Genomic DNA, 22,652 nt, shown 5'->3' with positions numbered 1-22,652 from the left:
AATGACGAATCTTCCACTGCTTGGGCAACGGATTAAGCACTATCGAACGCGTGCCGGCAAGACTTTGGATGAAGTTTCGGTGCCGGTCGGCTTGGCCGCCAGTCAGCTCTCGCTGATCGAGAACGGGAAGCGGGAACCGCGTCTTTCGCAGCTGGACGCGATTGCGACGGCGCTCGAAGTGGAAACGGGTGATCTGCTACGACAAGAGCCGCCGACGCGCCGTGCGGCACTCGAGCTAGACCTCATCCGATTGCAGCAGGGCTCCGTCTATCACCGGCTGGGGCTGCCGCAGCTGAAGCCGGGACGGTCGATGGATGATCGCGTGCTCGAGTCGCTCGTGGGGCTGCACAATGAGCTCGAGAGGAGGTCGAAGGAGGCCATCGCAACGCCCGAGCAGGCCAGGCGTGACGCGACAGCGCTCCGCGGTGAGATGGAAGCGCGGAACAACGTGTTGCCGGAGATCGACACGCTCGCGCAGGAGCAGCTGGATGCCGTCGGGCACGAGCGAGGCAGCCTGACGCACCGTTCGGTTGCGCAGATCGCGAACCGCCTCGGTTTCGAACTCGTCTTCGTCAACGACCTGCCGCACTCGACGCGCTCGGTTACCGACCTTGAAAACGGCAAGATCTTTCTTCCGACAGCCTCGATCCCCGGTGGGCACGGTCTCCGTTCGCTCGCGTTGCAGGCCCTCGCGCACCGCCTGCTGGGGCACACGCAACCGGCAACCTACAGCGAGTTTCTCAGGCAGCGGCTCGAGATCAACTACTTCGCGGCGGCAACGCTCATGCCGAAGGACAACGCCGTCGAGTATCTGCGCAAGGCGAAGAAGGAGCGCAATCTTGCGGTTGAGGACTTCCGCGACGCCTTCGGTGTGACGCACGAGACGGCCGCGATGCGGCTGACGAATCTCGCGACGACCGAGCTCGATCTGACACTGCACTTTCTGCGGGTCGACGAAGACGGCTCGATCGTGCGCGCGTACGTCAACGATGGCCTCGAGCTGCCGGCGGACCCGTCGGGGACGGTCGAGGGGCAGTATGTGTGCAGGCACTTCGCATCCCGGCTCGCCTTCGAGATGACGACGAAGGCCGCCGAGTTCCATCAGTACACCGACACGCCGACGGGAACCTACTGGTGCTCGACCCAGACGGGAACGGGAACCGACGGCGACTTCTCCATCACTATCGGCGTCCCATTCGACTCGGCCAAATACTTCAGGGGCTCCGACACTTCGTATCGCGAGACTTCCACCTGCCCGGATGCGCGCTGCTGCTCGAAGCCCGCTAGCGAGCTTGCGTACAGATGGGACGGAGCGGCGTGGGCGTCGGCCAAGATGCACCAGCACGTGCTGTCGCCGTTGCCGTCGGGAACGTTCCCCGGCGTCGACGACGTCGAACTGTACGACTTTCTCGACCGTCACACCCGCGAAGACGACCTGCCGCGGGCGTAGGCCGATCGGTGCGGGCGATCAGCGGCCGAAGCGGCGCAGCCTGAGGCTGTTGCCGACGACCATGAGGCTCGACAGCGCCATGGCGAGCCCAGCGATGAGCGGCGAGAGGAACCCGAGGGCGGCGAGCGGGATGGCGAGCGTGTTGTACGCGAATGCCCAGAACAGATTCTGTTTGATGATGCGCAGGGTAGCGCGCGCGAGCTCGATACCGGTCGCCGCGCGCTCCAACCCGACGCTGACGAGCGTTATCGACGCGGAAGCTCTCGCGACATCCGTGCCAGACCCCATCGCGATGCCGAGATCCGCTTCTGCCAGGGCCGCAGCATCGTTCACCCCGTCACCCACCATGGCCACCTGTCGGCCCTCGGCCTGCAGGCGTTTGACGTGCTCGACTTTGTCGGCGGGTACGGCACCGGCGTATACGCGGTCGATGCCCACGGTTTGCGCGATTTCGTCAGCCGCTGCTCTGTGGTCTCCCGTCACCATGATCGGCTCGATGCCCAGCTCGCGGAGCTTGCCGATCGTGGCTTTCGCGTCGCCGCGAACCTCGTCGTTCAGCATGAGGGTGCCGAGGTAGGCGCCGTCATACTCGACAGCGACGAGTGTTCCCGTCAGCGCACCGGTCTTGCCGGGGTCGACACCGATCCAGTCGGGTCTGCCGACTCGCACGCTGTGCCCCTCGAACTCGCCGACGAGGCCCGCGCCGGTAACGGTTTCGACGTCGTGCGCTGGTTTCACGGTGATCCCGGAGGCTTTTGCGGCACGGAGGACCGCGTAGGAGATCGGATGATCGCTGTCATGTTCTGCTGCGGCCGCGATGCGCAGCAGATCGACGCTCTGCACGTACGGCTCGGCGAAGACGGCACCGATGCGCATGCGGCCCTCGGTCAGCGTTCCGGTCTTGTCGAGGATCGCGACGTCGACTTTTCTCGCCGTCTCCAGTACGGTCGCGTCGCGCAGCAGCATGCCGAGCTCGCTGCCCCTTGTCGTGCCGATCAGCAGCGCGGTCGGGGTCGCGAGACCGAGCGCGCAGGGGCACGCGATGATGAGCGTCGCAACCGATGCCGAGAGCGCGGCCTCGACATCGCCCGTGACCAGCAGCCAGGTCACGAGCGTCACGATCGCCACCGCGATCACGGCGGGTACGAAGAATGACGAGATCTTGTCCGCAAGGCGTTGCACGCCCGTCTTCCCGCTCTGCGCCTGCCGCAGCATCGCGGCGATGCGCGCCAGCTCGGTGTCCGCGCCGACCTTCGTCGCCTCGATCTCCAGTGTTCTGCTGCCGTTGATCGTGCCGCCGATGACGTCGGTGCCGGGTTTCGCGGCGAGTGGCATCGATTCGCCAGTGACGATCGCGGTGTCGATGCTCGACGACCCCTCGACGACGATGCCGTCCGTTGCGATCTTCTCGCCGGGTAGCGTGCGGAAACGGTCGCCGACGCGAAGCTGGTCGGTGGGGATGCGCTCCTCGCCGTCGCCCGTCAACCGCGTTGCTTCCCGGGCGCCCAACCGTGCCAGCGCATCCAGCGCATCCGTCTGCGAGTGTTTCGCGCGAGACTCGATCATGCGACCGAGCAGCAGGAATGCGGTGACGGCGGCCGCGACTTCGAAATAGAGTTCGTGGTGCCCGGATCCGAACAGCGTCATCTCCATGCGCATGCCGATGTTGCCTGCGCCACCGAAGAAGAGCGCCCAGACCGACCACAGCATTGCGCTGAGCGTGCCGAGCGAGATCAGCGTATCCATGGTCGTGGTCCCGTGCCGCAGGCTTACGAACGCGGCACGGTGGAAGGGCCAGCCGCACCACGCGACGACAGGAATGGTCATGGCGAAGACGACCCATTGCCACGCGGGAAACTGCAGGGGAGGCACCATCGACAGCACGACGATCGGCACTGTGAGCGCCCATGCGGTCACGAGCCGGATCATGGGCCAGATCGAGACTTCGCGCGCTTCGGTTCCGGCGAGCGAGGCGCGATACCCCGTGTTCTCCACGACCGAGATGGCCGTCTCAACGCTCGCTCCTTGCGCCAGGTGCACCGTGGCGAGCTCTGTTGCGTAGTTGACTTCAGCGCGAATGCCGTCGGCTCTGTTGAGCTTGCGCTCGATGCGAGCGGCGCACGACGAACACGTCATGCCCGCGATATCGAGCTCGACGACTCCCTCGCGCTGCTGGAGCACGCTAGTTCAGCACCGTTCGGTAGCCGGCCTCGGCGATGGCTGCCTGCAGCCGGCGCTCGTCGACGGGAGCGTCCGACTGGACGAATACCTTCGACTGTCCGCCCGGCACGAGCGACACGGTGACTCCGCGCACGCCAGGTACGGCATCGACCTCTTCGATAACGCTGTTGACGCAGCGGCTGCAGGTCATGCCCTCGACGAGCACCTCTGCCGTCACGCCGGCTGGGGCTTCTGTCGCGCCGCCGCAGCATCCGCCGCCGCAGCATCCGTCACTCGGTGCGGCCTGCTCATCAATGCCGATTGCAACATCTTGCTTCATTCCGGGTCCCCGTTCATTGATCGGTTGCGTGTTCGAGCTCTCGTTAGGATTTTACGAGCCGGGTTATCGCGGCCGTTGCTTCTTCCAGTTTCTCCTGGGCGACGGGGCCGCCCTCGGCCGCCGCTTCCGAGACGCAGTGCTTGAGGTGATCGCCCATGAGTGCGAGCGCAACGTTCTCCAGCGCACTCGTGGCCGCCGACACCTGGGTCAGGACGTCGATGCAGTAGGTGTCTTCGTCGATCATGCGAGCGATACCGCGTACCTGCCCTTCGACGCGACGCATTCGCTTGAGGAGGGCCTCTTTATCCTGGGTGTATCCGTGCATGACTGTCCTTTCCGCTGCCATAATACCCCGTAGGGGTATGCAGGACAAGAGTTGGGCGTAGTGCGTCTACAGTGACAACTATGGTGCCGCAACGAGATATTCCCGCAGGCCGGGATCTCACGCTCGATCTTGTGCGCGTCGCTTGCGTCTTGCTCGTGGTGCTCGTGCACCTTCTGCTTGCGGGCGTCAGTCTCAATGATGAGGGTATCGAACTCGAGAAGACACTGGAGCTGCAGTCGTGGTTCAACGTCGTGAGCTTCATCTTCCAGATCATGCCCGCGTTCTTCCTCGTCGGCGGGTTCGCGGCGATGACCGGATGGGATTCGCTCGTTGCGCGTCGCCCGCAGGCGTCTTTCGCTGACAACGCGAGTGCCTTCGTGCGCACGCGTGTCATAAGGCTTGCACGGCCGGCGGTCGCTGTTCTCGCGTTCTTCGTTCTTGCTCTCGGTGCCGCAGCACTGCTTGGTGCACCCGCCGATCTCGTCGACGGCGTCGCGGTCGGAGTCGGGTCGCCCCTCTGGTTCCTTGCCGCCTACACGATCGCGCAGGCGCTCGCCCCGTGGCTGATCCTGGCGCACAGGAGCCGACCGGTTCTGACGTTGGTGACGCTGATTGCGATTGCGGCGGCATTCGACGCGCTGCGCTGGTTGACCGGCAACGACTATCTGGGAGTCCCGAACGTCGCTTTCGTGTGGCTGAGCATTCACCAGCTCGGGTTCTGGTACCGCGACGGCTGGTTTGCGAACAAGCGCGCGTGGCAGCTTCTGGCCATCGTTGCCGCCGCGTACACGGCATGTATAGGCCTCGTGTGGGCGGGTCCGTACTCGTGGAACATGCTCGAGAACCAGTTCCCGGCGACCGTGCCGCTGGTGCTGCTCGGTGTGGCGCAGGGAGCGCTGCTGGCGCTCGCGAAACGACCGCTCACCGCGCTGATGCGGACACGATGGGCGCAGGGGGCAGTGTTCCTGACCGGAACCCGGCTCATGACGATCTACCTGTGGCACCTGCCGGTGATCATGGCGGTCGTGGGTGTGCAGCTGTTGATGCCGCAGTGGCTGTCAGACCCCGGCAGCGCACGATGGTGGCTGGAGCGCATTCCGATCTACGCTGTTGTACTCGGAGCCGTCTATCTGCTCTCACTCGCACTCGTGCGACTGGAATCGCCGCCGGCGGACGCCGCGCAATCGCGCATCCTCGGGCTGCCCGTCGCGCTCTTGTCGGTACTGGCCTTCATCACGGGACCCATGCTCATCATGGTGTTCGACCTCTCGCTCGTGAATGCCGCGATCGCGCTTATCGGTTGCGTGATCGCCCTGTTGCTGCTGTCGGGGCGCGCGCCAGGAGCGCGTCGTCAACGTCGTCGGCGTGACGCAGCGACAGCACGAGAAACGGCATGATCCAGCGGCGCAGCGACGGCCGCAGCCCCCGCGAACGCTGCGCATCGCGCACCTGAGCGCCGATCGTCAGCAGTGCGGGAATCATGGTCATGATCAGCGACAGCGCGAGTGCCAGTCGTTCCGAGAGCCGAAACGGCCAGGCCGCCATCATGTCCGATACCCGCGTCGTTCTCGATAGCACGCTCGCCAGCGTGAAGATGGCGAGGATGCGCGCTGCTGCCGTACCCGCGGCGAGCCCGTCCTGCAGCAACCACAGGGTGCCGCCTATGAATACGACGAAGGGGAGTGTTCGCAAGAGATCGCGCAAGACGATGCCGGGGCGGAGCGCTGCCAGCGCGATCGCAATCGCCGTGACGGCTGCAGCCGCCCCGATCGTCACGAGCGAGACCGGTGCGAGCGCCAACGCGAGGGAGAGCACTGCCAGACCCAGTACCTTGACCGACGCCGGGCACCTGTGCAGTGGTCCTCTGCCGGGGATGAAGAGGGAGATCATACGAGCGACCGCTCGTATCGGTCGATGATCTCCACGGCGGTGCCCTGCGCGGTCACTCGGCCGTGCTGCACGAGCAGCGCCTGATCGCAGCGGGAGGCCAGGTCGAGATCGTGCGTTACGAGCACGACTCGCTCGGCGGCAGGGGAGAGCAGACGATCGGCCACGATGCGGCGGTGTCGCGCATCCAAGAGGCTCGTCGGTTCATCGGCGATGACGAGATCGGGCTCAGCGACGAGAATCGAGCAGAGTGCGAGCCGCTGCTGCTGGCCGCTCGAGAGCGAGTGGCACGGGCGATCGGCGAACTCCGTCAGCGAGTGCTCTGCAAGGGCGGCGTTGACCTTCGCGTCGATCTCCTCGCGGCGGAGTTTCCGCCCGCCCGACCGTGTTCCGCGAAGGCTCAGCGCGACGTCTTCGCGAACCGTCGGCATGATCGGCTGAGCGCCGGGGTTGCTGAAGAGGTACCCGAGGTTCTCGGGTGCGATGACTCGCCCCGACGACGGTTTCACGAGCCCGCCCAGCGCGCGGGCGAGGGTCGTCTTGCCGGAGCCGTTCTCGCCGATGATCGCCGTGCGGGCAGCGGTGAGTTCGAAGCTGACGTTGTGCAACAGCCGGGCAGCGCCCTCCGGTGACTGAGCGGTGACGGATACGTTCTCGAAGCGGATCACGGTTCTCGGGGGCTGTTCGTCGTTGCCGAAGCGACCGTTTCGGCGGGCTCTGCGGGGGATGTGGTTCGGAAGCTCGGGAACGCCTGCGGATACGCCTTCCAGAGTGCCATCGTGACGAGCGCCGCGATGACCACCTTGATCGTGTCTCCCACGAGGAAGACGCTGCTCTGCAGGGCCGTCTCGGTCAGCGACGTTCCGACGATGAATGACTGTACGGGGATGCCGAAGAGATAGACGACGAAGATGCCGCCGACGACAAGGCCGGCAGCGGTGCGCAGCCACGTCGGTCTCGTGGCTCCCGCGTGGATGATCAGGCCGATGACCGCGGCGCCGGCGATCCAGCCGAGCATGTACCCGGCCGAGGGGCCGAAGAACACGCCGATACCGCCTCGCCCTCCTGCCAGTAGCGGAAGCCCCACGGCGACCAGGATGAGGAAGAGCGTCACGGAGGCCGCGCCTCGCCAGGGGCCAAGAACGGAGCCGGCCAACATGACGCCGAGAGTTTGCGCTGTCACGGGAACCGCGCCGCCGAACAGCGGTAGCGCGGGCATGAGGCCGAGGATCGCAATGATCGCGGCGAACAGCACGAGACGGGCGGGGCCTGCGGTTGAGCGCACGGAATCCTCCTCCTGAACAGTGTTCACTGAACGGTGTTCAGCTTACACAACGGAGGGCGGTCGTTGCGCGGGTAGCATTGCCGTCATGGATGTTGACCGGCTCGTCGTGGTGACGCTCGGCCTCCTTGATCGGCGCGGTCTTCCGGATCTCTCGATGCGTGCGGTTGCGTCCGAGCTCGGCGTGCAGCCGAGTGCGCTGTACTGGCACGTCCGGAGCAAGCAGGAGCTGCTGGGGTTGGTTGCCGACCGCATCGTCGATGGTGCACGTGAAGCCTCTTCTTTGGATGATCAGGTGGCGGCGCTGCGGGATGCTCTGCTTGCGCATCGGGATGGTGCCGAGCTGGTCGCTTCGTCGATCGCTTTGGGCATGGGCGGCGGTGGGCTTCGCGCGAAACTCGCGCTTGCGGCCGAGCGTGAAGGGGTTGTGGAGGAGTATCGCCGTTCGGCTACCGAGGCGCTTGCGCTCGTGCTGTTGGGGCATACGCAGTTGGAGCAGCAGCGTGCGCAGGCGAGGGAGATCGGTATTGAGATGGGTGAGGATGGGCCGCATCCGGATCTGAGCGATCTCGTGCGGTTGGTCACGGGTTCGGTCGGTCGGGGGTCGTAGACCTGATAGTCTGTTCCGGTCCCTTTGCCCCCATAGCTCAGGGGATAGAGCGTCTGCCTCCGGAGCAGAAGGCCGTAGGTTCGAATCCTACTGGGGGCGCTGAAATCAAGCCCGAGCGAAGCTCGGGCATTTCAGCGCCCGAGCCGCCCACTGGCGGCTCCCCATCGTAGCGAGCAACGCGAGCGAGGGGTAGGCGCTGAAATCAAGCCCGAGCGAAGCTCGGGCATTTCAGCGCCCGAGCTGCGCGCTGGAGCTCTGTGGAGCGGGCCATTGCTGGCCCGCTCGCGACGCCAGCGCCGTGAGCGTCCCGCGAACAGGGCGGCTCCCCACCGCCCAGTGTGCCGAATGTCGGGGAAATCGACGGCCACGCCCCAATGTCGGTCTAGCGGCCCGACATCCGGGAAAATCCATACATTCGGCACATTCGACCGTTCTCCGGCCTAGCCCAAGCCCACGCCGCTGCTTCATGTCTGCCGGGCACCATCCCAGATTCGCAGACCCGTTTCCGAAATCTCTTCATTCGTCAACTATCGCGAGCCGCGCAGACCTCCGCGGTGCCCGAGAACCGGGTGACGGGCGATCAGGGTCGTCTTCCTCCCAGAGCCCCCGGGGTCCCGGGATGCGCTTCCCCACAATTGCAGCACCTTGGTGCGCTCGTGCAGGAAGCTCCCCGGTTGATCCAGAACGCTTCGCGAGAAAGTGAATGTACCCCTGCAACCGCGCCACGGCGATCGTCGTGCCGGGCATGTCGTTCATCCAGAACCGCGCGGATCCGATGGGCCAGCGCTTCGGGTCTGCTCCGATCCGTCTCGGCGGGCGAAGCATTCCCGTGCCACCGATGTCGATCCCGCAGCGGTTGTTCGTGTCGTGTTCTGGGCTTTCGGCCCCCGCGGTTTCGCCAGGGTGTCGATCCATGTGGAGTCGAGCAGCGCACGGACGGCATTCGACCACCTCACCAGCGGCAGCGGGCGGCACGTGGTCTACGGGTACGCCACGGGAGTACCGGTGGCTGTGGATGCGTCCGAGCTTGTGCCGCGCGGGATCAGCGTTCTGGGGCTCGGTGGCCAGGCGGCGCTTCCCCGGTGTTCAGCCCGCAGTGGTGAAAGGGTACGGAGCACCTCGCCGAAGGTAATCTCCGTCCTCTGATCGGACAGCGTTTCCCGCTTGCCGAAGCGAACCCGGCGCACAGGGCGATCGAAGCCCGCGAAACTAGGGGAAGGACCTGCCTGCATCCCTGACGCAAGTCTCACGTACCGGCCCGACGGTCGTGACCGAACGGAGCGGCCCTATCGCTCCCGTGCTCACTATGGCCGCTTGACGCCGATGTCGGCTGCTCCGGAACCGGCGGTACTCAAAACACTGTCGAGGAGTCCGGGGAAGCGGTTGTCGATGTCTTCGCGGCGCAGATGGACATAGCAGCGAGTTCCTTCGTCGCGAGTGCGAGTGAGCCCCGCTGACCGCAGGACCTGCAGGTGCTTGCTCAGTGTCGACGGCGCTACCGGCGCATCCAGTTCGCCCCACTGCCGTTCGGATCCGTCGGAGAGCAGGCGCACGATCCCGAGACGCACCGGATTCGACAGCGCTGCGAGCACGGTCGTGAGCTGCGTCGCTCCGAGATCTGGGTGCACCTGTTTGGACATGGAACCAGTATCCCATTAGTCTTATGTTCGTTATTCGTGAAACAACGAACATTGGATTGCATGACCTCTCGACCTCTCTGGCTGATCGGCCTGTTCGTCGCCGCCCTTGCCCTGGGCACCGACGAGTTCGTCATCGCGGGCCTACTGCCGACCATCGCCGCCGACCTTGCGATTAGCACCGGTGCGGCAGGACAGCTCGTCACCGTCTTCGCGCTCACCTTCGCCCTCGGCGCTCCTGTGATGGGGGTGCTGCTCGATCCCTTCCCGAGGCGACGAGTGCTCTTGGGCGGGCTCGCTGTCTTCGCCATCGCGAACCTGGCTGCCGTAGTTGCTCCCACTTTCGCGCTCCTGCTGGCTCTCCGAGTGCTCGCGGGGCTGGCTGCCGCAGTTGTTTCCGCGACCGCGTTCGCCGCGGCAGGCCAGGGCGCCCCTGAGGGTAAGCAGGGCAGCTATCTAGCCGTGGTCACCGCAGGGCTCACGGTCGCACTGTTCACCGGTGTACCGCTGGGAGCGTGGGTCGGGGGCCTCTTCGGGTGGCGCTCCACGTTCTTGCTGATCGCCATCGTCAGTGTCCTCGCCCTGACGACGATTGCGATCAGACTTCCGCATCTGCCGGGAAGCCGCGGGAAGACCCTCCCGGAACGACTGCGACCACTCCGGGACACACGCGTGCTGCGCCTCGTCGTCGCCGTATTTCTGTCGGGAAGTGGCGGCTTGATGTTCTACAGTTACCTCGCGCCGATACTCGAGAATCTCCACGGCTCAACCGATCGGCTCCCCGCCGTTCTGCTCCTGGTGGGGATCGTCGGCGTGCCGTCCGCATTCTTCGGCGGCTGGCTTGCCGACAGGTACGGAGGCCGACTCTCGCGGTTGGTCGTGACCGGCGGACACTCGTTGGCGCTCGCTCTCATGGCGCTGATCGTCTTCACAGGGTCTCCGTTGCCGCTCTTCCCGATCGGCCTGGCGGTCTGGTCGGTCTTCGCCTGGGCGCTCAACCCGCCCCTGCAATCCAGTACCATCGAAGCTGCACCCGATTCCGCGATGGGCGCCATTTCGCTCAATATCTCTGGTCTGTACCTTGGCACCGCAGTCGCAGGGGCTGTAGGCGGTCTCGTCGTCGACACCATCGGTGAAGCCTGGATTCCCCTCATTGGCGCGATACTGCTCGCGCTCGCCTGGTGCAGCGCATCGTTTCGGATGGCGCACGCCAAACCGTCGTAAGACTCCCGAGCACTCCTGTTGAATCACGGGCCGTCCCGCCCGGTGTTCCTCCGAACGGCGGGTGCGGCGTCGCCGAGCGCACTCCCGTTTTCGCGCCTACGAATCTGTGCGAAACTCGATGCGTGCGTCGAATCGAGTCTGAATTTGTGCTGCGCGCCGCGCATCCTACGGAGTATCGCATCCTGGCAACGCCCGTGCCCGCGTACGCGGCGCGTGAACGAGTGGTGGTCGCGTTCGACGGTGAGGAGATCGTGCCCGAAACGGTTGAAGAGCGACACGGGCAGCGAGAGCTTCGAGTGTCGACCCCGGCCGGTGAGCTGTCGTTCTCGTTGCAGGCGGAGATCGAGGGCAGTGCGCCCATCCCCTGGATGGACGACCCTCAGCGTTACGCGGCCACGTCGCGCTACGTCGATGTGGATGCTGTGCGTGCGTTCGCGTCCGAGCGCTTCGGAGGGGCCGAGCCGCGGGTCGCTGTCGAAGCGATCGTTCGCTGGATCGCCAGATCGTTCGAGTACCGTCCCGAGCTGTCGGATCTCGACGATACCTCGACCGACTCGCTGCAGAAGTCGGGCGGTATGTGCCGTGATTATGCGCACGTGACGATCGCGCTCGTCCGCGCGCTGGGCATCCCGGCCCGCTATGTCAGTGTGTATGCGCCGCAGCTGCAGCCGCAGGACTTCCACGCGGTTGCCGAAGTGTTCATCGACGAGCAGTGGTGGCTCGTGGACGCGACGTTCTTGGCTCCGCGCGCGAGCATGATCAGGATTTCGACGGGGCTCGATGCCGAGGAGACCGCTTGGGCGACGAACACTGGATCCGGTGTCACGCTGCGGTCGATGCGCGTTGATGCGACCAATGACGAAACGCTAGAGATCGAGTCGAGTGACGAGTGGGTGCAGTTGCGCTGACCCGCAGCTGCCTCTGGGATGACACGCAAGAGCCTCCTTGAGCCTCCCGGGCTTGCCCGTTCTTCGACTCCCGTGCTCGCCCCTCCGAGCGTCCTGTGTATGCCCCATCGTCTTCGAGCACGTCAACTTCTCGGTCGCTGAGCGACGACACGCCGTGAAAACGCCTTCTCATCGCCGGGCGACCGAGAAGTTGACACGGAAGCGCGGCGGAGGAGCGAATTCGGTTGGGACGGGATGCGGGGATGCGGATGCTGTGGGGAGGCGAGAGGGCAGGCGCTGAGGGCAGATGCTGCGCAGGAGGCGCTGCGGCGCCGCAGGCAGTCGCTACTCGCCCGGGTCGGGCATGTTGAGCGAGACGGTTTCGACCAGGCCCTCTGCATCCGAGGGGTCGCCGAAGTACGTGGATCCGACCGCGACGACGTAGCCGCCGAACTCTTCCGCGACGGTGCCGATGCCGACTTCGTTCGTATACCCCTCGTCGTCACCCAGTTCGGTGCCGCTGGGTGCGACGCCTACCAGCAGCATCTGTTCTGCTGTGACGTGCGTAAAGGCGCAGACGATGCCGTCGGCGTCGGCGATGGTTTCGAACACCGGCGGCAGATCTCGTGCCGCTTCGTCGGTCGGGGTGAAGTTCGGATCGAAGTCGTAGAGCTGATCGAGCGTGAGGACCTCTTCGCACGTGACATCGAGCGCGTCTCCGCCGCCGAGCGGCGACTGCGTCGGCGGCTCTTCCGGCTCGCCTTCGCTCGCGGACGGTTCGGGAGTTGCTGATGGGTCCTGCAGGCCGGGGACGTGCTCGTCGTCAGCGGGTGCGAGGAGGCCGGGCTGGCATCCCGTCAGACCGATCGTGACGAGTGCGAGCGCTACAGGAGCTACGAGTGCACGGATACGCATGCACCAAGCATAGGATTGAGCGTATGAATCCAGCCGCCTTGACGCGTGCCGTGTTCGCCGCCGCCGAGCGTGCGATCTCGCGCCGCAACCCGGAAATTGCCGTTACCGAAGCCGATATCGTGCTGGAGCGACCCAGGCAGAGGGAACACGGCGACTGGGCGACGAACGTGGCCATGCGATTCGCGAAGCGCGTCGGCACGAATCCGCGCGAACTGGCCGCCGACATTGCATCCGAACTCACAATGACCGAAGGCGTGGCGAAGGCAGAGGTGGCCGGCCCGGGGTTCATCAACGTCGTGCTCGATACTGCTGCGGCCGGCGAACTGGCCAGGGCAATCGTCGAGGAGGGCGATTCGTTCGGGTTTTCCGACGCGCTGGCCGACAAGGTCATCAACCTCGAGTTCGTTTCCGCCAACCCCACCGGCCCCATCCATATGGGAGGCACTCGCTGGGCCGCCGTCGGCGATGCCCTTGCGCGCGTGCTGCAGACGCAGGGCGCGACCGTCACCCGCGAGTACTACTTCAACGACCACGGCGCGCAGATCGATCGCTTCGCCAGGAGTCTTGTCGCAGCGCACAGGGGTGAGTCGGCGCCGGAGGACGGGTACGGCGGTCTGTACATTCACGACATCGCCGCGAAGGTCGCCGAGCGGTACGACGGCGACCTCGACGGGCTCGACGATGCCGCGCTGCAGGAGGCGTTCCGATCGACCGGCGTCGCCCTCATGTTCGGTGAGATCAAGCAGGATCTCGAGGATTTCGGCGTCGAATTCGACGTGTTCTTCCACGAGCACGAAGTCCAGTCGAACGGAGATGTCGAGCGCGCCATCGAACGGCTCCGCGAGCTCGGGCACGTCTTCGAGCACGAGGGCGCGACATGGCTGCGCACGACCGACTTCGGCGACGACAAGGATCGCGTCATCGTTCGCTCGAACGGGGCACCCGCGTACTTCTCCGGCGATCTCGCCTACTACTTGAACAAGCGCGAGCGGGGTTTCAACCAGTGCATCATCATGCTCGGAGCAGACCACCACGGCTACGTCGGTCGCATGATGGCGATGTGCGCCGCGTTCGGCGACACCCCCGGGGACAACCTGCAGCTGCTGATCGGCCAGATGGTCAACCTGGTCAAGGACGGCAAGCCCGTTCGCATGTCCAAGCGTGCAGGCACGATCGTGACGATGCAGGACCTCGTGGATGCCGTTGGTGTCGACGCGGCCCGTTACGCGCTCGAGCGCTCGAGTGCGGACACGCCGTTGGACATCGATCTCGAACTGTTGCAGAAGCGTTCCAACGAGAACCCCGTCTTCTACGTGCAGTACGCGCACGCCCGCACCTGCGCTGTTGCGCGGAATGCGGCAGCGTCGGGCGTCGACCGCAGCGAATTCGACGCGAGCCTGCTCGATCACGAGACCGAGTCGGCCCTCCTTGGCGCCCTCGCCGATTATCCGCGTATCCTTACAGCGGCGGCAACGCTGCGAGAACCGCACCGCGTTGCCCGGCACATCGAGGAGATCGCCGGTCACTATCACCGGTGGTACGACGCCCGACGCGTGATCCCGCAGGGCGATGACGAGGTTACGACCGTGCACAGGACGCGGTTGTGGCTGAACGACGCAGTGCGCACCGTGATCGCGAGCGCACTCGATAAGCTCGGCGTCCAAGCACCCGAGCGCATGTAGCTGGAGATTCTGTGACGAACCCCCTTGCACCTTCGCTGCTTCCCACCGAAAGTGTCGACGCTCTGCACGAAGGCGTTTGGCCAGCCCACGCGGAGCGGGTCGACGGTGTCGTGCAGTTCGCCGGGAAGCCCTTGACCGAGCTCGCTGCCGAATACGGCACGCCGCTGCTGCTGATCGACGAGCGCGAGGTACGCGAGCGTGCGCGAACGTTCAGGGAGACGTTCGAGCGCCACCTCGGCGACGTGCACGTCTACTACGCGGGCAAAGCGCTGCTGACGGCGGATGTCGCCACCTGGATGATCGACGAGGGTTTGCGCGTCGACGTCTGCTCGCTCGGAGAGATGGCGCTCGCGCTCGCGGCGGGAGTTCCTGCCGCGCAGATGGGTCTGCACGGCAACAACAAGTCGGATGCCGAGATCGAACGCGCCGTGCGAGAGGGGCTCGGCTCGATCGTGCTCGACAGTCTCGAGGAGATCGATCGGGTCGCCGCAGCCGCAGCCGCTGCCGGTCAGCAGCAGCCTGTTCGCCTCCGGGTGGCGGTCGGCGTCCACGCGTCTACACACGACTATCTCGCGACGGCGCACGAGGATCAGAAGTTCGGCGTGGTGCCCTCCGCGGTGCCGGAGCTCGTGGCGCGCATCCGCTCACACGAGAGTCTGCGACTGCTCGGGCTGCACTGCCACATCGGTTCGCAGATCGCCTCGAGCGGCGGGCACATCGAGTCGGCCGCCAGGATGCTCGAACTGCACGCGTCGTTGCTCGCCGACGGCGACATCCCTGAATTGAACCTCGGCGGCGGCTTCGGCATCCGGTACGTGGAGTCCGACGACGAGATAGATCTGGAGACGTTCGCCTCCGAGCTGAACACTGCTGTCGACGAAACCTGCTCTCGACTGGGAATCGCGCGTCCGACGCTCTGTTTCGAACCCGGTCGCTCGATCGTCGGCCCCGCGGGGGTAACCCTGTACGAAGTCGGAAACATCAAGCCCGTGCAGCTCGAAGGCGGCACCCGCACGTACGTTTCCGTCGACGGAGGGATGAGCGACAACGCGAGGCCCGCGCTCTACGGAGCCGAATACTCGGCTCGTATCGTGAATCGAGCATCCGATGGCGAGGCGATGCTTGCACGCGTCGTGGGCATGCACTGCGAGTCGGGAGACATCGTCGTGCTGCACGAATGGCTGCCGGCAGACGTTCGAAGGGGCGACTTGCTCGCGGTCGCTGCGACGGGGGCGTACTGCCATTCGCTCTCGAGCAACTACAACGCGAAACCGCGCCCGGGCATGGTGTCCGTGCGCGACGGAGAAGTGCGGCGCATCATTCGCCGCGAGACACTGGACGATGTGCTGGCCCGGGATCTCGGGTTGGCACGACGAAACACCCTGGAGGAAACATCTTGAACGAGTACCGTAGCCTGCGCGTAGCCCTTTTGGGAGCCGGAAGTGTCGGATCACAGGTGGCACGACTGCTCTTGGAACGCGGTGACGAATACGAGGCGCGCGTAGGGGCGCGACTCGAGCTCGCGGGCATCGGCGTTCGCAATGTGCACGCGCAGCGCGATGTCGAGCTGCCGGAGGAGCTCCTCACCGACGATCTCGAGCAGCTTGTCGCTTCGAGCGACATCGTCATCGAGCTGATGGGCGGTATCGAACCCGCAAGAACCCTGCTGCTGGGAGCGCTGAAAGCGGGCGCCGATGTCGTGACCGCCAACAAGGCACTCGTCGCCGCCCACGGACCGGAGCTCCACGCGGCCGCGGCGACGGTTGGGGCGCAGCTGTCGTTCGAAGCGGCGGTCGGAGGTGCGATTCCGATCATCCGGCCCCTCGAAGCTTCGCTGGCCGGCGACCGCGTCAACCGCGTCATGGGCATCGTCAACGGCACCACCAACTACATCCTCGACAAGATGCACAGAGAAGGCGCTTCGCTGGAAGAAGCGCTGCGAGTTGCGACCGAGCTCGGATACGCGGAAGCCGACCCGACTGCCGACATCGAAGGTTTCGACGCCGCCAGCAAAGCCACGATCCTCGCGTCGCTCGCATTCCACACGACGGTGCCGGTCGAGTCGGTATACCGCGAAGGCATAACCGGCATCACGGCGGATATGGTCGCGCAGGCCGAGAAGGATGGCCGGGTCATCAAGCTGCTCGCGATCTGCGAGCGCGTCAACGGCGACGGGGGAGAGCGTGTCAACGCCCGTGTCTACCCCGCCCTCGTCGCCGCCGATCACCCCCTGGCGGCCGTGCACGAGGCGAAGAACGCCATCTTCGTCGAGGCGGAAGCCGCGGGCGACCTCATGTTCTACGGAGCCGGCGCGGGAGGCATTGAAACGGCGAGCGCAGTGCTCGGCGACCTCGTGTCGCTTGCTCGTCGCCACATCGCGGGCGGCCCGGGAACTGCCGTGACCCCGACCGCGAACCTCACGATCGCTCCCATGGACGAGGTCGTGACTCGCTACCAGGTCACGCTCGAGGTTCGTGACCAGCCGGGTGTCATGTCGAGGCTCGCCGGGCTGTTCGGCGACAACGGAGTATCCATGGAGTCGATCGAGCAGCGCTCGAGCGACGACGAAGCGCTCGCGACGCTCGTCGTCGGCACGCACGCGGCGAAGGAGTCCGACCTGCAGTCGGTCATCACGGCACTCGCGGAGCACAGCGATGTCGTGAGCGTTTCGTCCTTCGTTCGCGCCGAGGCGGTCTGACCGGTGAACGTCCCGGCAGGGAGGTCGGTGCGCGTTCGAGTTCCGGCGACGAGCGCGAATCTCGGGCCCGGTTTCGACACGCTCGGTCTCGCGCTGAACGTGCACGATCACGTCACCGTGACCGTTTCCGAAACGCCGGGCGTACGGGTCCGCATCCGTGGCGTCGGCGAGGGCTCGGTGCCGCAGGACGAACGCAACCTGGTGGCAACGACGCTCCTGCACGTGCTCCGCAGCGCCGGATGCGATGTACCGGGGCTCGACATCCTGGCCGAGAACGGCATCCCGCACGGGAGAGGAATGGGATCTTCCGGGGCGGCTATCGTCGCCGGCATCCTGGCCGCCAAGGGGCTTATGGAGGGGGTCGAAGAGATCTCCGACGACGACGTGCTGCGTATCGCCAATGAGCTCGAGGGGCATCCCGACAATGTGGCTCCCGCGATCTTCGGCGGTCTGACCATCGCGTGGGTCGACGATGAGGGCCCGCACCATCAGAAGCTCGCGGTCCACAGGGGAGTCTCGCTGCTGCTGGCCGTGCCGACACGCGAGTTGTCGACCGAGGTCGCTCGCTCGCTGCAGCCCGATTCGGTGCCGCACAAAGACGCCGTGTTCAATCTTGCGCGGGCCGCGCTGCTCGTTGCGGCGCTCTCGCAGAGCCCCGAACTGCTCCTGCCGGCGACGGAAGACCGGCTCCACCAGACCTACAGGGCGGAGGCCATGCCCGAGACTTCCTCGCTCGTGAACGCACTGCGGAATGCCGGTCACGCTGCCGTCGTCTCGGGCGCCGGGCCGAGTGTTCTGGTGATGTGCAGCGACCCGGAGCAGCGCATCCGAGCAGCGGATCTCGTAGAGGCCGCGGATGGCGAATGGCAGGCGATGCTCCTGGCCGTTGACATCGCGGGTGCTACAGTGGAGATACTTCCCGCAAGCGAGCGCCGGTAGCGCCGCACTCGGTGAAGGGTTTCCCTCGAATCAACGCACGACAGACATACATTGCGTTTCGTGTTGATCCGATTTTCTGAATTCTGCCGCGTTCTAGCGGCACATACCCACATGAAGGAGTACTCGCGAACATGACGAGCGAGCAGACCCAGGGCAGCAACGACGCGGAAAGCGTCGCCCAGACCAATCAGGAACCGACGGCAGACGCAACAGCTGCGGAAGCACCCAAGCGTCGCACTCGACGCGCGACCACGAAGACCGTCACGGCGAACCAGCAGGGCGAGGATGCCGTCGGTGACAGCTCGGCCGAGGCTCCCGCCGAGGAGAAGCCGAAGCGTCGTCGCCGCACGAAGGCGGAGATCGAGGCGGACAAGCAGGCAGCGGAAGCCGCCAAGAAGGCCGCCGAGGAGGCAGGCGAGGCTCCCGCTGAGGAGAAGCCGAAGCGTCGTCGCCGCACGAAGGCGGAGATCGAGGCGGACAAGCAGGCTGCGGAGGCCGCGAAACAGGAAGCAGCGCCGGCGGCAGAAGCTGCATCCGCAACGCCCGCCGAGCAGAAGAGCGGCAAGAAGGCCGACGCCGACAAACAAGAACGGGCCACGGACGCCGGGCAGAGCGGGGACTCGCCGAAGGATTCGGCGGCCGACGTTCAGCAGCACGACAAGAGCGAGCAGCAGAGTGGCCAGCAGGGCAAGCAGTCGCGATCCAAGAAGTCCGGCAAGCAGGACTCCGCTGACAGCGACAGCAAGAACCAGGGCGACAAGAACCAAGGCGATAAGAACCAGGGCGATAACAACGACGGCCAGGGTGAAGGCTCCGGTCGCGGCCGCCGTCGTCGCGGTAAGAACGACGACCAGGGCGAGCAGAAGGGCGAGCAGCAGTCCTCGCGCGATGACTCCGACGACTCGGATGATGACAAGGGCGAGGGTCGCGGCCGTCGTCGTCGTGGACGTGGTCGAGGCGACGACCAGAACCAACAGCAGTCGGGCGACAGCAAGGGCCGTCGTACTCGCGACCGCGGCCGCCGCGGAGGCGACGCCGACCCCGAGATCTTCGAGGACGATGTTCTGCTGCCCATCGCCGGTGTTCTCGAAGTGCTCGACAACTACGCGTTCGTCCGCACGGCGGGGTATCTCCCCGGCGCCAACGACGTGTACGTGTCGCTCGGCCAGGTGAAGAAGTACAACCTGCGTAAGGGCGACGCGATCGTCGGAGCCATCAAGCAGCCGCGCGAGGGTGAGCAGAACAACTCGCGCCAGAAGTACAACGCGCTCGCGAAGGTCGAGACCATCAACGGCAAGACCCCGGAAGAGAACGCGAACCGCGTCGACTTCGGTGATCTCACACCCGTCTACCCGCAGGAGAAGCTGCGTCTCGAGACGGAGGCGAGCAAGCTCTCGACGCGCGTCATCGACCTCGTAGCGCCGATCGGCAAGGGCCAGCGCGGGCTCATCGTGTCCCCGCCGAAGTCGGGCAAGACGATCGTCATGCAGGCCATAGCGAATGCGATCGCGCAGAACAATCCCGAAGTGCACCTCATGATCGTCCTCGTGGACGAGCGCCCCGAGGAGGTTACCGACTTCGAGCGCACGACGAAGGGCGAGGTCATCTCCTCGACCTTCGATCGCCCCGCTGAGGACCACACGACGGTCGCAGAGCTGGCGATCGAGCGTGCGAAGCGCCTCGTCGAACTCGGTCATGACGTCGTCGTGCTGCTCGACGGCATCACGCGACTCGGACGCGCCTACAACCTCTCTGCCCCCGCATCCGGGCGTGTGCTCTCCGGCGGCGTCGACGCGAGCGCGCTCTACCCGCCGAAGAAGTTCTTCGGAGCAGCGCGCAACATTGAAGAGGGAGGCTCGCTTACGATTCTCGCGACCGCCCTCGTCGAGACCGGGTCGAAGATGGACGAGGTCATCTTCGAGGAGTTCAAGGGCACCGGCAACATGGAACTGCGCCTTTCGCGCCAGTTGGCGGACAAGCGCATATTCCCCGCAGTGGATGTCAATGCGTCCGGAACCCGTCGCGAAGAGATGCTCCTCGGCACGGAAGAGACGAAGGTCATGTGGCGTCTGCGCCGCGCGCTGGCCGGTGTCGACCAGCAGCAGGCGCTCGACGTCGTCCTCCGCAACCTCGGGGAGACGCAGTCGAACGTCGAGTTCCTGGTGAAGGTGCAGAAGTCGATTCCCGGCGCCGACAAGGAGTAAAGCGTGTTCGAGAACGTGGAGGCACTGCTGGAAGAGCACGCCGACGTCGAACGACAGCTGTCCGATCCCGAACTGCATTCGGATCAGGGGCGCGCCAAGAAGGTTAACCGTCGGTACGCGGAACTGAACCAGATCAAGGCGGCCTATGAGCGCTGGACGGGCGCGAACGTCGACCTGGATGCTGCTCGCGAGCTCGCGAAGGAAGATGACGCGTTCGCGGAAGAGATTCCCGGCATGGAAGATGCCGCGCAAGAAGCAGAGGAGCGACTGCGCCGTCTGCTGATTCCGCGCGACCCCGATGACGGTCGCGACGTGATCATGGAGATCAAAGGAGGCGAGGGCGGCGAGGAATCGGCGCTTTTCGCGGCGGATCTGCTGCGCATGTACGAGCACTACGCTTCGGCCCGCGGCTGGAAGGTCGAGATGCTCGAGCACACGACGAGCGACATGGGCGGTTTCAAGGATGTGCAGGTCGCGATCAAGGGGTCGTCGAACGACCCCGCGGAGGGTGTCTGGGCCTCGTTGAAGTACGAGGGCGGCGTTCACCGTGTCCAGCGCGTGCCGGCCACGGAGACGCAGGGGCGCATCCATACCTCGACTACCGGTGTTCTGGTATTTCCCGAGGTTGACGAGCCGGAGGAGGTCGAGATCAGCCAGAACGACCTCAAGATCGACGTGTACAGGTCGTCGGGCCCGGGCGGACAGAGCGTGAACACGACCGACTCGGCCGTGCGCATAACGCACCTGCCGACCGGGATCGTCGTCTCGATGCAGAACGAGAAGAGTCAGCTGCAGAACCGCGAGGCGGCGATGCGCGTACTGCGCGCGCGAATTCTCGCGAAGCAGCAGGAAGAGATCGAAGCGGCCGCGTCCGATGCGCGTCGTTCGCAAATCCGGGGCATGGATCGTTCGGAGCGCATCCGTACCTACAACTTCCCGGAGAACCGCATCGCCGACCACAGAACCGGCTTCAAGGCGTACAACCTCGACCATGTGATCAACGGCAGTCTGCAGCCGGTAATCGACAGCTGCATCCAGGCGGACGAAGAGGCCAGGCTCGCTTCCCTCGGCGAAGACTCCTGAACCCGAAAGCGCATGAAGCCCCCGTCGCAATCGCATTCGAGCGCGCACGGGGGCTTCTGGCGTTTCTGGAGTGTCGAGGTCGCGACCGACACCGGCATCGGCCTGGCCTTCATCGCATTCCAGACCATCATCGTGCTCGATCTCGGAGGAGGAGCGACGGAGGTCGGCTGGCTGCAGTCGGCTCGCTGGCTCCCTTACGTGATTCTCGGGCTTCTCGTCGGAGCGCTCGTCGAGGGCTACCGGAGGCGCACGGTCATGATCCTCAGCGACCTCATGCGCGCTCTCCTGCTGATCGGCATCGGCCTGCTGTGGCTCGCCGGTGTCGGCAGCATCTGGGCACTCCTGGCCGCTGTCCTGCTACTGGGAACCGCCAGCCTCTTCAACGACTCCGCGTCGCAAGCGTTCGTGCCTCGATTGGTCGCAAGAGACGTTCTCCTGCGGGCGCATCAGCGGCTCGATGCGGGAGCGAACGCCGCACAGTCGGCGGGTCCGGCGCTGTCGGGAGTGGTCATCGCCTGGCTCGGTGCGCCGATCTCCCTGCTCGCCGCCGGGTTCGCTCACCTCGTGTCGGTGTTCACGCTGCTGACGCTGCGTGTCGACGAGCCCCTGTCGCAACGGCCGAGCCGGCTCGGCAGCTCGATGATGGCCGGATTGCGGTTCGTGCACCGGCATCCTCGACTCGGGCCCTTCGCTCGCTGGACCCACGCCTGGTTCCTGTGCAACGGGGCGGCCATGACGCTGCTCACGCCGCTCATTCTGCTGGATCTCGAAGCAGGGCCGGCAGGGCTCGGCGTCGCTCTCGGCGTACTGGGAGGAGCGACCCTGACGGGCACGCTCTCGGCAGGCTTCATCGCCGGCAGACTGGGGCTCGCCGGCACCATCATCGCGGAGCGTGCGACGATGCCCTTCGCGTGGGGTTCGATTGCGCTGGCCGGCCTGCTGCCGCTGCCGAAACCCGCGTCGCTCGTGCTGTTGTTCGCGGGTCTCGTCCTCCTGGGGATCGTGATGGGGATGTCGAATCCGAGTGAGATGGCGCTGCGACAGCAGGCGACGCCGGATCGCATGCAGGCGAGAATGAATGCGACGATGCGCACGGTCAATCGCTCCATGATCGTCGTTTCGGCGCCGCTTGCGGGCGTTCTCGGTGACGCGATCGGCTTCGGGGCAGCGCTCGCGGTCGTCTGCGGAGGGTTCGCGGTTGCTGCGATCGGACTGGCTGCTTCGTCCTTCGCCAGACGCTGATCCCCCGCGGTGCTCCCGGCGTAGACGACCGTAAGGAACATCGATGCCCGAAATGCCAGGGCGGAGCACGAGGAGGGCCCCACCTCG

General features: G+C 65.5%; 21 protein-coding genes, 1 tRNA gene and 1 pseudogene. 14 read left to right on the top strand and 9 right to left on the bottom strand.

The window, feature by feature from the left end; genetic code table 11:
• Position 1: 1 nt before the first annotated feature.
• Positions 2–1,450, top strand: coding sequence for a helix-turn-helix transcriptional regulator (locus Q0O95_RS04315; protein ID WP_293695686.1), 1,449 nt, complete (start codon positions 2–4; stop codon positions 1,448–1,450).
• A gap of 18 nt (positions 1,451–1,468) precedes the next feature.
• On the opposite strand, the gene Q0O95_RS04310 is transcribed toward Q0O95_RS04315, so the two are convergent.
• Genes Q0O95_RS04310 through Q0O95_RS04300 form a run of 3 tightly spaced genes read right to left on the bottom strand, consistent with a single transcriptional unit; the run spans position 1,469 to position 4,275 of the window.
• Complete coding sequence (locus Q0O95_RS04310) at positions 1,469–3,631, bottom strand: cation-translocating P-type ATPase (protein WP_293695683.1); 2,163 nt, start codon at positions 3,629–3,631, stop codon at positions 1,469–1,471.
• Position 3,632: 1 nt separating this feature from the next.
• Positions 3,633–3,950, bottom strand: coding sequence for a heavy metal-associated domain-containing protein (locus Q0O95_RS04305; RefSeq protein ID WP_293695680.1), 318 nt, complete (start codon positions 3,948–3,950; stop codon positions 3,633–3,635).
• A gap of 43 nt (positions 3,951–3,993) precedes the next feature.
• Positions 3,994–4,275 (bottom strand): metal-sensitive transcriptional regulator, encoded by a 282-nt coding sequence (locus tag Q0O95_RS04300; RefSeq protein ID WP_293695677.1) that lies wholly within the window; start codon positions 4,273–4,275, stop codon positions 3,994–3,996.
• An 80-nt stretch (positions 4,276–4,355) separates the two neighbouring features.
• Here Q0O95_RS04300 and Q0O95_RS04295 point away from each other — a divergent pair, with 80 nt between their 5' ends.
• Complete coding sequence (locus tag Q0O95_RS04295; protein ID WP_293695674.1) at positions 4,356–5,672, top strand: acyltransferase; 1,317 nt, start codon at positions 4,356–4,358, stop codon at positions 5,670–5,672.
• Here Q0O95_RS04295 and Q0O95_RS04290 read toward each other — a convergent pair.
• Genes Q0O95_RS04290 through Q0O95_RS04280 form a run of 3 tightly spaced genes read right to left on the bottom strand, consistent with a single transcriptional unit; the run spans position 5,569 to position 7,447 of the window.
• Entirely contained in the window at positions 5,569–6,165 is a 597-nt protein-coding gene (locus Q0O95_RS04290) for an energy-coupling factor transporter transmembrane component T (RefSeq protein ID WP_293695671.1), read from the bottom strand. The two genes, Q0O95_RS04295 and Q0O95_RS04290, sit on opposite strands and share 104 nt — an antisense overlap.
• The gene (locus Q0O95_RS04285; protein ID WP_293695668.1) at positions 6,162–6,830 is read right to left on the bottom strand and encodes an energy-coupling factor ABC transporter ATP-binding protein; all 669 of its coding nucleotides are present in this window, start codon (positions 6,828–6,830) and stop codon (positions 6,162–6,164) included. Before Q0O95_RS04285 ends, Q0O95_RS04290 begins: the two co-directional genes overlap by 4 nt.
• Entirely contained in the window at positions 6,827–7,447 is a 621-nt protein-coding gene (locus Q0O95_RS04280) for a biotin transporter BioY (protein WP_293695666.1), read from the bottom strand. The genes Q0O95_RS04285 and Q0O95_RS04280 overlap by 4 nt, the downstream gene beginning before the upstream one ends.
• 85 nt (positions 7,448–7,532) lie before the next feature.
• Here Q0O95_RS04280 and Q0O95_RS04275 point away from each other — a divergent pair, with 85 nt between their 5' ends.
• Entirely contained in the window at positions 7,533–8,054 is a 522-nt protein-coding gene (locus tag Q0O95_RS04275; protein WP_293695664.1) for a TetR family transcriptional regulator, read from the top strand.
• Between the two features lie 26 nt (positions 8,055–8,080).
• Positions 8,081–8,153 (top strand) — tRNA-Arg (locus tag Q0O95_RS04270).
• Between the two features lie 417 nt (positions 8,154–8,570).
• Here the strand turns inward: Q0O95_RS04270 and Q0O95_RS04265 are convergent.
• Positions 8,571–8,969, bottom strand: a complete 399-nt coding sequence (locus Q0O95_RS04265) for a hypothetical protein (RefSeq protein ID WP_293695662.1) — start codon at positions 8,967–8,969, stop codon at positions 8,571–8,573.
• Positions 8,970–9,184: 215 nt separating this feature from the next.
• Here Q0O95_RS04265 and Q0O95_RS04260 point away from each other — a divergent pair.
• Positions 9,185–9,292, top strand: a pseudogene (locus Q0O95_RS04260) (zinc-binding dehydrogenase); the annotation flags it as partial.
• A 66-nt stretch (positions 9,293–9,358) separates the two neighbouring features.
• Here Q0O95_RS04260 and Q0O95_RS04255 read toward each other — a convergent pair.
• The gene (locus Q0O95_RS04255) at positions 9,359–9,694 is read right to left on the bottom strand and encodes a metalloregulator ArsR/SmtB family transcription factor (protein ID WP_293695659.1); all 336 of its coding nucleotides are present in this window, start codon (positions 9,692–9,694) and stop codon (positions 9,359–9,361) included.
• A gap of 60 nt (positions 9,695–9,754) precedes the next feature.
• Between Q0O95_RS04255 and Q0O95_RS04250 the strand changes: the two genes are divergently transcribed.
• Together Q0O95_RS04250 and Q0O95_RS04245 are read left to right on the top strand one after the other, a co-directional pair.
• Positions 9,755–10,915, top strand: coding sequence for an MFS transporter (locus tag Q0O95_RS04250; protein WP_293695657.1), 1,161 nt, complete (start codon positions 9,755–9,757; stop codon positions 10,913–10,915).
• A gap of 122 nt (positions 10,916–11,037) precedes the next feature.
• Complete coding sequence (locus Q0O95_RS04245) at positions 11,038–11,823, top strand: transglutaminase family protein (protein ID WP_293695654.1); 786 nt, start codon at positions 11,038–11,040, stop codon at positions 11,821–11,823.
• A gap of 324 nt (positions 11,824–12,147) precedes the next feature.
• Here the strand turns inward: Q0O95_RS04245 and Q0O95_RS04240 are convergent, their stop codons facing one another.
• Positions 12,148–12,717, bottom strand: coding sequence for a hypothetical protein (locus tag Q0O95_RS04240; RefSeq protein WP_293695652.1), 570 nt, complete (start codon positions 12,715–12,717; stop codon positions 12,148–12,150).
• 23 nt (positions 12,718–12,740) lie between these two features.
• Between Q0O95_RS04240 and argS the strand changes: the two genes are divergently transcribed.
• The 7 genes from argS (at position 12,741) to Q0O95_RS04205 (ending at position 22,565) form a co-directional block, all read left to right on the top strand.
• Positions 12,741–14,399, top strand: coding sequence for an arginine--tRNA ligase (gene argS, locus Q0O95_RS04235; RefSeq protein ID WP_293695650.1), 1,659 nt, complete (start codon positions 12,741–12,743; stop codon positions 14,397–14,399).
• Positions 14,400–14,410: 11 nt separating this feature from the next.
• Positions 14,411–15,799: a diaminopimelate decarboxylase gene (gene lysA, locus Q0O95_RS04230; RefSeq protein WP_293695647.1), complete on the top strand. Its 1,389-nt coding sequence runs from the start codon at positions 14,411–14,413 to the stop codon at positions 15,797–15,799.
• Complete coding sequence (locus Q0O95_RS04225) at positions 15,796–17,097, top strand: homoserine dehydrogenase (RefSeq protein ID WP_293695644.1); 1,302 nt, start codon at positions 15,796–15,798, stop codon at positions 17,095–17,097. Before lysA ends, Q0O95_RS04225 begins: the two co-directional genes overlap by 4 nt.
• A gap of 27 nt (positions 17,098–17,124) precedes the next feature.
• A complete protein-coding gene (gene thrB, locus Q0O95_RS04220) occupies positions 17,125–18,036 on the top strand; it encodes a homoserine kinase (RefSeq protein WP_293695641.1) in 912 nt (303 codons plus the stop codon).
• Between the two features lie 131 nt (positions 18,037–18,167).
• Positions 18,168–20,240, top strand: coding sequence for a transcription termination factor Rho (rho, locus tag Q0O95_RS04215; protein ID WP_293695638.1), 2,073 nt, complete (start codon positions 18,168–18,170; stop codon positions 20,238–20,240).
• Positions 20,241–20,243: 3 nt separating this feature from the next.
• On the top strand, positions 20,244–21,323 hold the full coding sequence (gene prfA, locus Q0O95_RS04210) for a peptide chain release factor 1 (protein ID WP_293695635.1): 1,080 nt from the start codon (positions 20,244–20,246) through the stop codon (positions 21,321–21,323).
• A gap of 12 nt (positions 21,324–21,335) precedes the next feature.
• Positions 21,336–22,565: an MFS transporter gene (locus tag Q0O95_RS04205; RefSeq protein WP_293695633.1), complete on the top strand. Its 1,230-nt coding sequence runs from the start codon at positions 21,336–21,338 to the stop codon at positions 22,563–22,565.
• The last annotated feature ends 87 nt before the right edge of the window (positions 22,566–22,652 follow it).

Source organism: uncultured Agrococcus sp. (assembly GCF_945915485.1).
In the GTDB taxonomy this organism is placed as follows: Bacteria; Actinomycetota; Actinomycetes; order Actinomycetales; family Microbacteriaceae; genus Agrococcus.
Note: the sequence above shows the minus strand (reverse complement) of the source record. Positions and strands in the feature narration are given on the sequence as shown.